A 13,343-nucleotide genomic window follows, 5' to 3' on the forward strand; every position below is an offset into this window, starting at 1 on the left:
CTTATTGCGTCCGTCCTACGCCCCCGCTAGCGCCGGCGCGAACACCACTTCGATCAGCGTGCCGTGGCCGGCGCTCTTGATGTTGAAGCGGGCGCGGTTGGCTTCGACCAGGGCCTTGGTCAGCGACAGGTTGAGCGCCGCGCTGTCCGCGGCATCGCCTGGCGGCGGGGTGTGGAACGGCTCCATCGCGGCGGCGACCTCGCGCTCGGTGAGGCCATGGCCGGTGTCGCGGATGCGCAGCGCGATCTCGCCGCGGTCTGACAGCGCGGTGGAGACGATGACCTGGCCGCCGGCGCTGGCCAGCCGGATCGAGTTCGAGATCAAATTCATGGCGATCTGCCGCATCGCGCGCGCGTCCACGCTGACCTGCGGCAGCGCATGCGCGAGCGAGGTGCGGATGATGATGCGCTCGCGATTGGCCTGCGGCTGCATGATGGTGACACAGGCTTCGACGAGATCGTTGAGGTTCAGATTCGCAAAATTCAGGTCGAGCTTGCCGGTCTCGATCCGCGACAGCTCCAGCAGATCGTCGATGATGGCGATGACGCGCTCGCCGGAGGCGCGAATGTCCTTCATGTATTCGCCGTAGCGCTCGTTGCCGAGCGTGCCGAAGCGTTCGGAGATCATCACCTCGGCAAAGCCGATGATGGCGTTGAGCGGCGTGCGGATCTCGTGGCTGATCCGCGCCAACATGTCTGCTTTCGCGTTGGCCGCGCTGTGGACGAGGCGGCGGGCCTGCGTCAGCTCGCTCTCGCCCTTCTTGCTCTGCGAGAGATCGCGGAACACGGCGAAGAAGTTCGGCCCGTCGGGCCGCGTGCGGCCCATGATCATCGCGAGCGGAATGGCGCCGCCCTTCTTCTCGCGCCCCAGCACTTCGCGGCCGTGGTCGAGCAGGCTCGCGATGTCCTGGCTCTTCAGGCTTTCGAAATAGTCGGCGACGATCTGCTGGCTCTCGGGCGCGAACAGCGTCACCAGATTCTGCTCGAGCAGCGCTTCGCCGTCATAGCCGAACAGCGCCTCGGCGCTGCGGTTGCAGGCGTGGATGTTGCCTTCGGCATCGAACATCACGATGCCTTCGGCCGTGGTGTCGAGGATCGCGGCGAGATCTTCGGCCTCGGCCTCGCCGGGGGCGGGCTCGAGCTCGGCCGCGAAAGGGAAGGACTCCGGGGCAATGGGCTCGGCGACGACCGCCGCGGTGATGACGGGCTCGGCAATGCCGGGCGCGGTGACGGCAGGTGCAGCCTGCGGCAGCGCGCAGATCAGCGCATGCGCGCTCTCGCCGTCCCAGTCGATCGTGTGCAGATGCGCTTCGGTGGTCGCGAGCGGCTGCTCGCCGTTCGCAACCGTCGCGCTGATCGTCACGGGCGTGCCGGCTTGCGAGGTGCTGCTCGCGGAGGACACGCCGGGCTCGACATAGAGCGCATCCAGCCCGCCGGCATCCTCCAGCGCATGGATGTCGGCATAACCCATCCGCGCGAGAAACGCCGTGTTGGCGTAGAGCAGGCGGTCGAGCCGGTAGATCAGGATGCCCGTCGGCAAGAGGTCGAGCAGCGTGCGGTCGCGCGCGCTGGCGCCGCGTGGCGGCGGCGCGGGCTCGGTCAGCCATTCGGCCGCAGCTTGCGGCGGCTCGGGCTCGGGCTCGGGCGCCGGTGGTTCGGGGGTGATCTCCGCCGTCGTCTCGGCGCTATCTGCCGCGATCGTCTCGCGCTCGCGCTCGAGCCGTTCGGACAATTGCCGGGCAAGCTCGTTGAACGCGCTGTTCTCGACCGGCGTCAGCGTCGGCGCTCTCTGGTCACCTTGTGACCTCTGGTCACCCTGTGACCTTACATCGCCATGCGGGCGGAACGGCACGACATTGGGAGGTGTTTCCAGGGGAGTCTCCACGGGCGTTTCCACTGTCATGTCCGGTTCGGTTGGATGTGAATTCGCGTCGCTTGTGGGTTCGGGCAGTTCGGGCTCGGGACCTGGCTCAGCCTCGGATGCCGGCGGCTCGATCGGCGGAGGCGGCGGTTCGGCCCGCAGTTCGAAACGCCTGAGCGAATCGAGCCGGTTGAGGGCGTCGAGATCGCGGCAGACGCCAAAGCCCTTGAAGCCGGCAAAGTTGCGCGCGTGATCGTAGACCGGCAGGCCTGCGAGCTCGACCGGCAGATGCTCGCCGCTGTCGGTCGGCCAGTTCACGGTGATTCCGGCCCAGGTGTCGTGGCTCGCCAGCGCCTGCGCGACGCGGCTATCAGGATCGAGCGAGAATTGCTCGGCGATCTCGCGCCAGGGGCGGCCGAAGCCCGCGGCGGTGCGCGCGCCGATCAGGCGGATGAAGTCGTCGGAGAGAAGCACAAAGCGGCCCTCTGCATCCATCTGCCAGAGGAAGCGCAGCGGATGCTGACGCGGTGCGGGCGGCTCGTGGCCCGACGGCGGCTCAACCATGACTGATGTGATCGGCGCGGCCTGCGGCGACACAATGGCTGCCGGCGGGTTTTCAACCGGAGTTTTGAGCGCGGCTTCGCCGGCCGCGTCTCGAACAGTCTCCTCGGCCGCGGCCTGAACCGTCGCGGCTGGCTGCGGTTCGCCCGCGATCGTCTCATTGCTCGCGGGCGCCTCGACCGGCTCCGCGAAAGCGTCGAACAAGGCGATGCCTTCCGGCGCCTCGTGCGAGGGCGGTGGCTCGTTTGGCATCGCCGCCGCGGGCTCCGTGATGCTGGCCGGCGTCGCTTCGCTTGGCGCGCGCTCAGCTACATGCTCGGCAGGCGCGGCTTGCGCGGCGGCGGCCGGCTCGATCAACGCGACCAGGCCGACATCGGCGCCCGTGCCGACCCGTTGCAGCACCATCTGGCCGATCCCGATCGGCGTCTCGGCGCGGCCTTCGCGCAGCGCATCGCTTCGGGCACGGTCGAGGCCGGCCTCGCCGAGATCGCGAAAGCCGAGCAGGGAGCGGGCGGCCTCGCTGGCGCCGACGAACAGGCCGTCGGGCGCGAAAGCGGCCATCGGCACCTTGGCGCCGTCGACCAGACGAAGCAGCCGCTCGACCAGCGGCATGGTGCGCAAGCTCGGGTCCATCGCGGTGACGAGCACCGCATGACTGCCGTCGGCAAAGTCGAGCCGTGCGCAGGCGCAGGTCATCAGCGTGCCGAGCCGGGCGCCGAAACCGCGCAGACGTTCGAGCCTGATGGAGCCGTTCGCCGGCAGTTGCCGGGCGAGCCTGATAACCTGACGCCGATGGCTGTCCGCCGGGCCAAACATCCTGTCCGCGAGCGCAGCGCTGTTTGCCGCGCCGAACAGTCTTGCGCCGACCGGATTGGCCCACAGCACGCGCGCGCCGTCGGTCGACCACAGCCAGGCGGGCTGCTGAGAGGTCGCATGCACGGCCAGCCGGGGATCGCCCACACCTCGCAACTGGAAATCCGAACTCGTCATCCGACCGGCTTTAGTCTCACGCATGAAGCTGGCGGCTGCCGGGAATGACAGCCTTAAGAAAGGGTTATCGCCCGCGGGCGCGGGCAGGTCCACGGCCCGGCCCCTCGGAGGTCCCCCAAAGCCGCGATAACCTTAATCCGGCCACCCCCGCAAGCCGCCGCCCGGTTCATCCAAGGGATTCGAAAGTCTCTCCTCCGTCATTCCGGGGCGCGCAGCGGGAGCCCGGACTCCATCAGGCCGCAGAGACGGTGGAGGAATGGATTCTCCGGTGCGCAATTGCGCACCATAGCTCGCCACTTCGTCGCGCCCCGGAATGACGGCGGGATAGCGCGCACATCCACCCTCAACCCCCGGTTCCCCAATACCGGAACCTCGCCCTCACCTAGATTAAATTTCGCAATGCACCCTGTTGGCGCGTTGCGCTGCACAATGTTGACACGATAGGCTGCCATAATCCTGGGCACTGGGCGAGCCACATCGTTTGTTTCGCGTTGCCAGTCTTCGTTCCCGCCATCAGATGGCCCCGGTTGGCCGGCGGGCGCGCCAGAAGGCTCACTCCATTATTTTCATTATCGTGAGGGACGACCATGACAGGTGCGACTGATCCGTTTTCTGCCTCGATCATTCCGTTCGAGGTTCCCGAGCAGATGCGTGCGTTCGCCGAAAAGGGCGCGGCGCAGGCCCGCGAGAGCTACGCCAAGTTCAAGGACGCGGCCGAGACCCACAACGGCACCGTCGAGGCCGTCTTCACCTCCGCCTCCAAGGGCGCGAGCGAGTACACCGCCAAGCTGGTCGAGTTCATGAAGGCCAACAGCAACGCCCAGCTCGACTTCGCCCAGCAGCTGTTCGGCCTGAAGTCGCCGACCGAGGCGCTGGAGCTGTGGACCGGCCACACCCGCACCCAGTTCGAGACCTTCCAGTCCCAGGCCAAGGAGCTGGTCGAGCTCACCCAGCGCGTCGCCGCCGAGACCGCCGAGCCGATCAAGGCGAGTGCCTCGAAGTACTACAAGCCCGCCGCCTGAGCGGTAAGGCCGGTTTGAGTTGAGAGAAACCCGGGCCGAAACGCCCGGGTTTTTCTTCACCTCTCGCGCTTCCAGAAGGTCGTCATGCCCTGGCTTGTCCGGGGCATTCACGTTCTCAGTGCCGCGGGCAAAGGCGTGGATGGCCGGGCCTTCGCCGCGCCGAAGGGGCTTCGGCCCCGCAGGCGGGACAAGCCCGGCCGCGAGGTTGTGGAAGCTTGAACGCCCTATAAGCGCCAGCACACAGGGCGATTTCACCCGGTTTTTCACCCCATTGCGGCCTTGCCAAACCGGGCCGTTGCACCTAGTTTCCGCCCCGTCCAGCCCCCTCAGGCGTCAAGCCTTTTCAGGCACCCCTTCAGGGCGGCTCGCAAGGATGCAGTTGTAGCTCAGTTGGTTAGAGCGCCTGTCTGTGGAACAGGAGGTCGGTGGTTCGAGCCCACCCAACTGTACCAGCGATTCCAACAGTTCAGCGTGGCCCGGTAACAGGCGTGAGTCGTCCAACACTGCCGCTTCGCGTTACCACCGGCGCGCGCACATCACAGCTCCAGTGAAGGGGGCTGCGGCGATAGGCCAAATTACAATACACCCCTTGGGACAATTCGATGCTCTGGTTTGTAGGTTCGCTCTCTTGGCTTCATCCCAAGAACCTCAACCTTACCCTGCTTCCGCAAGTCGTTGATCCAAGCGTTAAGGTCGCTCTTCCACGTAAGCGGCGTCTCCATGATTGGCCCGATAATGGCTCCGAACGATATGCCTTCGGTATGAGAACGGAGCAGTTCAAGAAGCTTGGCGTAGGCCTGATCAAGCTGCATCTTGCGTTCATCTTTATAAGAAGCGACTGCACCATCTGAGATCGCTGACCCGAATAATCCGGGCTGGCCGGTGCGTAATACTGCCGCTTGATACTTCACGTCGTTGCGAAGGCTCTCTTGGACGTTAATCGCCTCCTGCTCGATTGCGCGAAACTCCTCAATTCCCTTGCGATGGCGTGTGGCGTAGATCAGGTAAAAATAGGTCCGGTCTGACTTTGGCTTTAGCCTGTCCACCCAGTCGGGTCGATGAAGATCAATGAGAAGGACTGCCCGACAAACTTTACGGCATCTGCGATGTGGTCCTCGAACTTGCCGTTGATCAGTTCAATCGTCACATCATCGATGCCTGCGACCGTCGTCTTCAGCTCTGCAAACGCCCGAGGATCCTTTTCAACAAACTGACACCTGAACGTCACGTCCTTCCTACGTCCCTCCTTCTGCCCCAACCGGACGGCCCGCAGCTGCTTCAGCGCGAGACTAAAGGACGTGTCGTTGTAGCTTTCTGCGGCTGACTTCCATGGGCCAGAAAATCCATCGACGTAAACGAAATCGCTTTGGAACGAGTAGATGATGTAGGCGACTCGCTCGAGATAACGCTCGAGAAAAAAGTGCTTTACGTACGTTTGTTCACGGCCGACATAAAGGCTTGGATCAGGCATCGCATCTACTCAGCGGCCTGAAGTTTCGAGCGAACGGGAAATTCATTCCATTCCCTACCATCCAAATCCCTGCCACCGGATTTCGGTCGCAAGCCGCCCCATTGTTTGAAAAAGAATGGTACGCGTTGGGCGATGCACTGGTCGCGGACCGAGCGTGCCCAAGCAAGTTCCATCGGACGCGCACCCGGTCCACTCTCACCCCCGGCAATTACCCAAGAGATATCGGAGAGATTGATCGTACCCGGCGGCCCAAGTAGAGGCTCGATGGATACAAACCGGACGCTGGCATTGGTTTCTTGCAAATGGCGTATACGTGACGTTCGTTTGCTGTCCTCCACCGATACTCCGAGCCAAATATGCGATGGTGCCGGACGAGTTTGATATCGAGCATTTATAAACGACCGGAGAATCGAGCTTCGCTTGGTCAGCACTTGAAAGGTGTGCCAGTCGGCCATCTCCATCGTATCGAAGACAGTTGAGATGAAGTCGGAAGGGATGAGCTTGTGGAAGAGATCGCTCATTGAGTTCACGAAGATCATCCTCGGGCGCTTCCAAGCGAGCGGCTGCTCAAGTCGCTCCGGGCGCATAGTTAGATCAAAGCCATACTCAAAAGGATGTCCCTTCACACCCCGAAAGCGCTCAGAGAATCGTTCAGCGTAGCAATGATCACAGCCGGGGCTAATTTTCGTGCAGCCCGTAACTGGGTTCCAAGTAGCGTCGGTCCACTCAATCGTTGAATTCTGAGCCATGTCTCACCGGAACGAAATATGAACATGCTAGCAGGGTTGGCCTTAACTGCAAGATGGGCGTTCGGAATCACAACCTGTACGTAAAAACGAAGTTGCGCGAGGAGACGCGCATGGGACTGAGTCGATGCCCGGGCGGTGTGAGCGGCGGGCATTTAGTCGTGAGGTGTCCGGTTCGATGAGGCTGATAAGCGGTATGATCCACGATCGAAGCAGTTACGGTTGTGCACCAGACAGGGCACCAAGCTCTCGAAGCGGGGTGTGTCTGCAACGCTGCTCAAAGCCAATTTTGTGTCTGTCACCGTAGCTCCTCCCTTCGCAATGCGCTATCGATTGGACCAGAGACGTTCATCGACAAGCAACCCAGGCAAAAAGACATCGTGAGTTTCTTCGAGCGTCTCAAGACAGCAGCATCCACTGAATGGCGGGCCTACACCGAACATCCCTTCACGAACGGGTTGGCGGACGGCTCGCTCCCCGAGGCGGCGTTTCGTCACTATCTCGTTCAGGACTATCTGTTTCTCATCGAGTTTGCTCGCGCCTACGCGCTTGCGGTCTACAAGTCGCCCACGCTTGCCGACATGCGTGAGGCAGCGGCCGGGCTGTCGGCCATTCTCGATGTCGAGATGAACCTGCATGTGAAGCTCTGTGCCGATTGGGGTCTATCCCCGGCCGACCTCGAACAGGCTCCTCCGGCGGCCGAGATGCTGGCCTATACGCGCTACGTGCTGGATGCGGGAATGCGCGGCGATCTGCTCGCGCTCAAGGTGGCGCTTGCGCCCTGCGTGATCGGGTACGCGGAGATCGCAACGCGGCTTGCCGCGCGACCCCATGCGGACGCGGCGACGAACGCCTATCGCGTCTGGATCGCCGAGTACGCCGGCGTGCCGTACCAGGAGGTCGCTGCCAACGCGCGGGCGCATCTGGATCATCTCGCCGATCTCTACGCCACGCCGGCCCGCGAGGCAGAGCTGATCGCGATCTTCAAGGAAGCCACCCGCCTCGAGGCAGACTTTTGGGAGATGGGCTGGCGCGTGGGCCAGCGCACTGAATAGCGCTCGGCCGTCATCAGAATGACGGCGACAATGTACCGGGCCCGCGCCTCACGCAATCATCGCCTTGATCTGCGCCGTATCCGCAAATTCAATCAACTCCACAATCTTCCCATCCTGAAATCTGAACAGGTCCAGTATCTCGGTGCCCACCGCTTTCCCGGTCGGGTGGTATCGCACATTGACGCGCGAATGGACGGCGACGCGGTCTCCGTCGACCAGCTCGCTCAGGATTTCGCGGCCTTCGAAGCCGAAGCCGGCGGTGAACTGAGTGAAAGCCTCGCGCAGGGTCGGGTGGCCCTGCATTGTTCCTGTCAATTCGAGCGCGCTCTTGTTGCCCATCAAGGTGAACACGCCCTCGGGATGAAAAGCTGAGACCAGGCTATCGGTGTCACCGCCGTCGCGCGCGGCGTAGCCGGCCCTGATCAATGTGAGCATGTCTTCGCGCTGTCCCATGTCACCCTCCCTGAAAGAGGTATCAGGCAAGCCTGGCGACCTTTGCGTGTAAAGGCAAAATCATCGCGCGGCGCCCAGCGCGCCGAAGCAGGATGGTTCGTTTTCGTTCCCCGGTTTCGGCAGAAAACGGCAGCCGGCATCGGCGAACCTTTTCATGTCCCTGAGTGTTTGTAGCTGCGGCAGGACTGACAACGCTGAGGGAGTGGAGCTATGAACGGTATCATCTATATCATCGGGCTGATCGTCGTGATTGCTGCGGTGCTCTCGTTCTTCGGCCTGCGCTGATTGGCAATTCGACGCGGGGAGGCCGTGCGGCGTTGCCCGCAAAGCCCCGGACGCCTCACCGCGTTACCACCCACACCACCACCGGCAATGTCAGCGCCGCCAGCAGCGTGCCCAGCGCGACCGCGCCTGAGACCGGGTTCACCAGCCGCTGATACTGCACCGCGAAGATGTAGGCGTTGGCGCCGGTCGGCATCGCCGCGAACAGCACGATGACGCCGGCGGCGATCGGCGGCAGGTCGAGCATCCTTGCCAGCACGAACGCTGCTGCCGGCATGGCCGCGAGCTTGAGCGCGCACATCACAAGAATGCTCAGCTTCTCGCCCTTCACCTCGAAGCGAAACAGATTGATGCCGAGCGCGATCAGCGCCGTCGGCGAGCCCGCCTGCGCCAGCAGCTCGATGGTGCGGTCGACGACGGGGGTGAGGCCGAGGCCGGAGAAGCGCCAGATCACGCCGAAGCCGATCGCCAGCATCAACGGGTTGCGCGCGAGGTCGGCGATCACGGGCCAGACGATTGCAAGCGGCGAGCCCGCCTGCTTGCGGCTGACGAACTCCATCTGCAGCGTGCCGCACAGCCAGAGCAGCGGCGTGTTCACCGACAGGATCAGCGCCATCGGGCCCGCCGCCTCGTTGCCGAGCGCGGAGAGCACGAGCGGAATGCCGAGCATCACGATGTTGCCGTAGACCGATCCGATCGCGAACACCACGCCATCCTCGCTGCCGCCGCGCCCGCGGCGCAGCAGCGCCGAGACGGCCATCCCCGCGAGCCAGATCAGCGCCAGCGCGCCGTAATAGGCGCCCCACATCCTGTAGGGGCTGACATCGGGGAATTCCGAGACGACGATGGTGCGAAACAGCAGCGCAGGGATCGCGATGCTGAAGGCGAATTCGCTGATGCCCTTGTGCGCGCCCTCCGAGACGAAGCGAAACAGCACCGACGCATAGCCGGCCGCGATCAGCGCAAACACCGGCGCGACGATCAGCAAGGTTGCCATGCGCGCCTACGATCCCAGCTCGATGATCCGGCGCGCCATGCGCACATTGGCATAGTCGATCATCTTGCCGTCGAGCGTGACCGCGCCCTGGCCTTGCGCCTCCGCGGTTTCCATGGCCTCGACCACGCGCCGCGCCTGCGCCAGCTCTTCCTCCGACGGCGTGAAGGCGCGCAGCGTCGGCTCGATCTGATCGGGGTGGATCACCTGCTTGCCGTCGAAGCCCATCGCCGCGGCTTTCTGCGCACTGGCCTCGGTCAGCCTGGCGTCGCGGAACGCCCCGCAGGGGCCGTCGATGGCGCGCAGGCCGAAGGCGCGCGCGGCCACCAGCATGCGCATCATGGGATAGGCGAACAGGTCGAGCGGCGCTGAAGCGTAGCCGCTCTGCGCCGATCCGAGATGGCGGTAGCCGTCCGGCGAAATCCCGATGTCGGAGGTGCGTGCGCCGAGCGAGGCCGCGAGGTCACCGACGCCGAGATGCAGCGCGGCGACGCTTGGGTGCGCTGCGGCCAGCGCATCGACATTGACGAGGCCGAGCGCGGTCTCGATCAGCAGGTCGAGCGCGACGGGCGCGGCGCGGTCCGGCCCGGCGGCGCGCAAGCGATCGGCGATGGCGACGATGTCGCCGGCGCGCTCCGCCTTCGGCACGATCACCGCATCCAGCTGGGGCAGGGCGGCCAGCGCGCGGATCTCGTCCGCGATGAACGGGCTGTCGACCGCGTTCAGCCTGACCGCGACGCGCTTGTCGCCCCAGTCGAGCGATGACAGCGACCGCACCGCTTCTTCCAGCGCGGCGCCCTTCTCGGTTGGCGGCACGGCGTCTTCGAGATCCATGAACACCGCATCCGCGTTTGAAGCCGCCGCCTTGGCGACGAGACGGGCGCGATGGGCGGGAACAGCCAACCAGGCCCGGCTCGGCCGCAGCGAGGCCATCGTCAATTCTCCCCGCCGAGGCCGAGCTCGCGGAGGATGGCCTCGTTGTGCTCGCCCAAATCAGGCACCGGATCCATCCGCGGCGTAAGGCCTGGAATGGTCAGCGCCGGCAGGAAGCTCGTCACCGGGCCGTTGGGAGAGCCGACGCTCTGCACGCGCCCGCGCGCATGCAATTGCTCGTGCTTCAGGAAGGCCTCGACCGAGTTCAGATGCGCGTTGGCAATCGCGGCCTCGTCGAGCAGCCGCAGCACCTCGTCGCCGGTCATCGCCGCGAAGCGCTGCTCGATATGCGCCTCCAGTTCGGTCCGGTTCTGCATGCGCAGCGGATTGGTGCGGAAGCGCAGGTCGTCGGCGAAGCCGGCGTCGCCGAGCACGATGCGGCACAGCGACCGCCATTCCCGGTCGTTCTGGATGCCGAAGAAGATCGTGCTGCCGTCGCCGACCCGGAACGGGCCGTAAGGCGCGATGGTCGCGTGCCGCGCGCCCGTGCGCGGCAGCGGCCGGCCGGTGCTCTCCGTGTAGAAGGCGGGATAGCTCATCCAGTCCGTGATGGAATCGAACAGCGAGGCCTGGAAGGCCGTGCCTTTGCCGGTCCGCTCGCGCCGGTACAGCGCCATCAGCACGCCGTTGAGGATGTACATGCCGGTGGCGATATCGACCACGGACAGCCCGACCTTGGCCGGCTCCGCCTCGGTGCCGTTGACGGCGAGCACGCCGGCCTCGCACTGGACCAGGAGATCATAGGCCTTCTTGTCGCTGTAGGGGCCGCCGCTGCCATAGCCCGAGACGTCGCAGGCGATGATGCGCGGATATTTGCGCAGCAGCGATGCGGCATCGAGGCCGAGCCGCTCCGCCGCGCCGGGAGCGAGATTCTGGATGAACACGTCCACCTGCGGCAGCAGGGCGTCGAGTACCTCGCGGCCGTCCTCGCTCTTGATGTCGATGGCGAGGCTTTCCTTGGAGCGGTTGGTCCAGACGAACTGGCTCGACATGCCGTTCATCACGTGGTCGTAGTCCCGGCAGAAATCTCCGGTGCCCGGCCGCTCGATCTTGATGACCCGCGCGCCCCAGTCCGCCAGGTGCCGGCTCGCCAGCGGCGCTGCGATTGCCTGCTCGAGCGAGACCACCGTGACACCCGCCAGCGGCAGCTCCGCCTCATTCCCTTCCATGCGACCGTCCTCCTCCGTGCGCTTTTCGACAAGCGCAGGAGACGAGCCAACCACCTCACGCGCATCTGCTTGATGACGACATGATGCCCCTGTTTTGCCCGACAAGTCAAACGCGGTTCGCTTAATCCTAAGAGGTGAAACGCGAGGGATTACCGTGGCTTGGCTACTGTGCATGGGGTTGTTTTCGCGATTTTTGCGAGGGAGCCCCGGGAACTGCGGAGCCCTAGCTGGTGCCGGGCTGGCCCGCCTGTTGCCGAGACCGCACAGCTCCGACCTTTCGCGTCCCCCCTCGTTGCCAACGAACCGCCGTTCACCCACTATTCCCTCTGACTCGACATGTGGGGGTTTCAATGCCGGCGCTTCGCTTCAAGACATCCTTGGCTGCTGCCACTCTCGGCATGGCCCTCGCCGTGCTGGTCCAGCCCGGTGCCGGCTTCGCCTACACCCAGGAGGAGCAGCAGGCCTGCACGCCGGATGCGATGCGGCTGTGCGGCGAGTTCGTGCCGAACGTCGATGCCATCACCGCCTGCATGATCAAGAAGAAGGCGCAGCTCTCGCCGCCATGCGCGGTGTTCTTCCGCCGCGGACCGGAGCCAAGCGAGCAGCGCGCCGGCAGGCCGACCAACATCGCGCCCAAAACCGCGAAGAAGACCGCCAAGCCGGCGGCCAAGAAGAAAAAGACCAGCGACGGCTGAGGCTATCCGCGTTCCCCCTGCGAAACTTCGTAAGGTAACGGACTCCTTTTGTTCGCGCCGACTGGCGTGAGGCCTGCGACGCAAGCGCGACGGAAAAGAGTCGGATGCCGGTTTGCGCGGCGAGGTTGCATTCCGCTCTATCCCGAACGACTGCTCAAGAAACGCACACACGCGCGCGCACGTCCATTGCAGCTCTCGTCGCGCCCCGCACATCACAGTGTGACTCAAAAGCCAGCCCGCCTTGTTATTTCGTGACCGTGGCGCCACTCCCGATAAATTTATCTTTCACGAATCAGCGTCGTGATTCATTTTCGCGGCCTGGGGTCAATCTGGAGGCCGAAGGTATGAACGTTATTGTTTTTGCATCGCGTAAGGGCGGCTCGGGCAAGAGTACCCTGGCTGCACATCTCGCCGCGCAGATCAAGGCGAGTAAACAGGTCATGCTGGTGGACGCGGACCCTCAGGGCTCGCTGACGCTGTGGCACAAGCTGCGTGGTACCAACGAACCGCCGATCAAGGCGGCCGTGAACTCCGTCAGCGGCATCGTCTCCGCTGCCAAGCGCGACGGTTATGAATGGGTCTTGATCGACACGCCGCCGAACCTGTCGGCCGTCGTCGACGACGCGATCCGCAACGCCACCATGGTCGTGATTCCCGCCCGTCCTGGCGTGTTCGACGTCAACGCGGTGCAGGAAACCATCCAGATGTGCCGCGCCGCGCGCAAGCCCTACGCGGTCGTGCTGAATGGTGCGCCGGCCAAGCGCGACGAAGCCGAAAGCCCGATCGTCACCATCGCTCGCGAAGCGCTGGCGAAATTCCGTGCTCCGGTGTGGGGCGGCCAGATCACCAACCGTTCGGATCTGCTGATGGCGTTGAGCCACGGCGAAGGCGCGCGGGAGTATCAGGCCGAGAGCCGTGCGGCTCAGGAAATCGCAAGGCTGTGGGCGGCGATCGAGCGTTCAGTGAAGGCTATTCGCGGCACGGCGTCGGCATCCGGCGCAATGCACAAGCAGGCTGCATAATTTTTTAAATCATTCCCCGGACGAAAAACGCGCGGATGTCCGCGCGTTTTGCGTTTGTGGCGTTCGTCCGCTCCGGAATGACGAAATGAA

At 64.3% G+C, this 13,343-nt stretch carries 12 protein-coding genes and 1 tRNA gene; 5 read left to right on the plus strand and 8 right to left on the minus strand.

Annotation, left to right across the window (positions count from 1 at the left end; genetic code table 11):
* Positions 1 to 15 precede the first annotated feature (15 nt).
* Positions 16 to 3,411 carry a PAS domain S-box protein gene (locus ACFDR6_RS17040; RefSeq protein WP_375858920.1) on the minus strand — a complete coding sequence of 1,132 codons (3,396 nt, stop codon included), beginning with the start codon at positions 3,409 to 3,411 and terminating at the stop codon, positions 16 to 18.
* A gap of 587 nt (positions 3,412 to 3,998) precedes the next feature.
* Here ACFDR6_RS17040 and ACFDR6_RS17045 point away from each other — a divergent pair.
* Together ACFDR6_RS17045 and ACFDR6_RS17050 are read left to right on the plus strand one after the other, a co-directional pair.
* Complete coding sequence (locus ACFDR6_RS17045) at positions 3,999 to 4,433, plus strand: phasin (protein WP_212080418.1); 435 nt, start codon at positions 3,999 to 4,001, stop codon at positions 4,431 to 4,433.
* A 375-nt stretch (positions 4,434 to 4,808) separates the two neighbouring features.
* Positions 4,809 to 4,885: transfer RNA gene (locus tag ACFDR6_RS17050), tRNA-His, on the plus strand.
* A gap of 123 nt (positions 4,886 to 5,008) precedes the next feature.
* On the opposite strand, the gene ACFDR6_RS17055 is transcribed toward ACFDR6_RS17050, so the two are convergent.
* From ACFDR6_RS17055 to ACFDR6_RS17065, 3 genes are read right to left on the minus strand one after another with little or no spacing between them, the layout of a single operon-like run.
* Positions 5,009 to 5,479 carry a hypothetical protein gene (locus ACFDR6_RS17055; RefSeq protein ID WP_375858921.1) on the minus strand — a complete coding sequence of 157 codons (471 nt, stop codon included), beginning with the start codon at positions 5,477 to 5,479 and terminating at the stop codon, positions 5,009 to 5,011.
* A complete protein-coding gene (tcmP, locus tag ACFDR6_RS17060; protein ID WP_375858922.1) occupies positions 5,467 to 5,904 on the minus strand; it encodes a three-Cys-motif partner protein TcmP in 438 nt (145 codons plus the stop codon). The genes ACFDR6_RS17055 and tcmP overlap by 13 nt, the downstream gene beginning before the upstream one ends.
* A 5-nt stretch (positions 5,905 to 5,909) precedes the next feature.
* Entirely contained in the window at positions 5,910 to 6,653 is a 744-nt protein-coding gene (locus ACFDR6_RS17065; RefSeq protein WP_375858923.1) for a DUF5131 family protein, read from the minus strand.
* Positions 6,654 to 7,030: 377 nt separating this feature from the next.
* Here ACFDR6_RS17065 and tenA point away from each other — a divergent pair, with 377 nt between their 5' ends.
* Positions 7,031 to 7,705 (plus strand): thiaminase II, encoded by a 675-nt coding sequence (gene tenA / locus ACFDR6_RS17070; protein WP_375858924.1) that lies wholly within the window; start codon positions 7,031 to 7,033, stop codon positions 7,703 to 7,705.
* Positions 7,706 to 7,753: 48 nt separating this feature from the next.
* Here the strand turns inward: tenA and ACFDR6_RS17075 are convergent, their stop codons facing one another.
* The 4 genes from ACFDR6_RS17075 to ACFDR6_RS17090 form a co-directional block, all read right to left on the minus strand.
* Positions 7,754 to 8,158 carry a nuclear transport factor 2 family protein gene (locus ACFDR6_RS17075; protein ID WP_375858925.1) on the minus strand — a complete coding sequence of 135 codons (405 nt, stop codon included), beginning with the start codon at positions 8,156 to 8,158 and terminating at the stop codon, positions 7,754 to 7,756.
* 340 nt (positions 8,159 to 8,498) lie between these two features.
* Entirely contained in the window at positions 8,499 to 9,437 is a 939-nt protein-coding gene (locus ACFDR6_RS17080) for an AEC family transporter (RefSeq protein ID WP_375858926.1), read from the minus strand.
* A gap of 6 nt (positions 9,438 to 9,443) precedes the next feature.
* Positions 9,444 to 10,367 (minus strand): HpcH/HpaI aldolase/citrate lyase family protein, encoded by a 924-nt coding sequence (locus ACFDR6_RS17085; RefSeq protein ID WP_375858927.1) that lies wholly within the window; start codon positions 10,365 to 10,367, stop codon positions 9,444 to 9,446.
* 2 nt (positions 10,368 to 10,369) lie between these two features.
* Positions 10,370 to 11,536, minus strand: coding sequence for a CaiB/BaiF CoA transferase family protein (locus ACFDR6_RS17090; protein WP_375858928.1), 1,167 nt, complete (start codon positions 11,534 to 11,536; stop codon positions 10,370 to 10,372).
* A 350-nt stretch (positions 11,537 to 11,886) separates the two neighbouring features.
* Here ACFDR6_RS17090 and ACFDR6_RS17095 point away from each other — a divergent pair, with 350 nt between their 5' ends.
* On the plus strand, positions 11,887 to 12,231 hold the full coding sequence (locus ACFDR6_RS17095; protein ID WP_212080442.1) for a hypothetical protein: 345 nt from the start codon (positions 11,887 to 11,889) through the stop codon (positions 12,229 to 12,231).
* 344 nt (positions 12,232 to 12,575) lie between these two features.
* Entirely contained in the window at positions 12,576 to 13,253 is a 678-nt protein-coding gene (locus ACFDR6_RS17100) for an AAA family ATPase (RefSeq protein WP_200457091.1), read from the plus strand.
* Positions 13,254 to 13,343: the final 90 nt, after the last annotated feature.

Source organism: Bradyrhizobium tunisiense, assembly GCF_042263385.1.
Taxonomy (GTDB): domain Bacteria; phylum Pseudomonadota; class Alphaproteobacteria; order Rhizobiales; family Xanthobacteraceae; genus Bradyrhizobium; species Bradyrhizobium tunisiense.

What these genes read in the sequence shown, in the direction of transcription:
- ACFDR6_RS17040 (WP_375858920.1), bottom strand. Translation starts at nt 3,411, where the DNA reads ATGACGAGTTCGGATTTCCAGTTGCGAGGTGTGGGCGATCCCCGGCTG.
- ACFDR6_RS17045 (WP_212080418.1), top strand. Translation starts at nt 3,999, where the DNA reads ATGACAGGTGCGACTGATCCGTTTTCTGCCTCGATCATTCCGTTCGAG.
- tcmP (WP_375858922.1), bottom strand. Translation starts at nt 5,904, where the DNA reads ATGCCTGATCCAAGCCTTTATGTCGGCCGTGAACAAACGTACGTAAAG.
- ACFDR6_RS17065 (WP_375858923.1), bottom strand. Translation starts at nt 6,653, where the DNA reads ATGGCTCAGAATTCAACGATTGAGTGGACCGACGCTACTTGGAACCCA.
- ACFDR6_RS17075 (WP_375858925.1), bottom strand. Translation starts at nt 8,158, where the DNA reads ATGGGACAGCGCGAAGACATGCTCACATTGATCAGGGCCGGCTACGCC.
- ACFDR6_RS17080 (WP_375858926.1), bottom strand. Translation starts at nt 9,437, where the DNA reads ATGGCAACCTTGCTGATCGTCGCGCCGGTGTTTGCGCTGATCGCGGCC.
- ACFDR6_RS17085 (WP_375858927.1), bottom strand. Translation starts at nt 10,367, where the DNA reads ATGGCCTCGCTGCGGCCGAGCCGGGCCTGGTTGGCTGTTCCCGCCCAT.
- ACFDR6_RS17090 (WP_375858928.1), bottom strand. Translation starts at nt 11,536, where the DNA reads ATGGAAGGGAATGAGGCGGAGCTGCCGCTGGCGGGTGTCACGGTGGTC.
- ACFDR6_RS17095 (WP_212080442.1), top strand. Translation starts at nt 11,887, where the DNA reads ATGCCGGCGCTTCGCTTCAAGACATCCTTGGCTGCTGCCACTCTCGGC.
- ACFDR6_RS17100 (WP_200457091.1), top strand. Translation starts at nt 12,576, where the DNA reads ATGAACGTTATTGTTTTTGCATCGCGTAAGGGCGGCTCGGGCAAGAGT.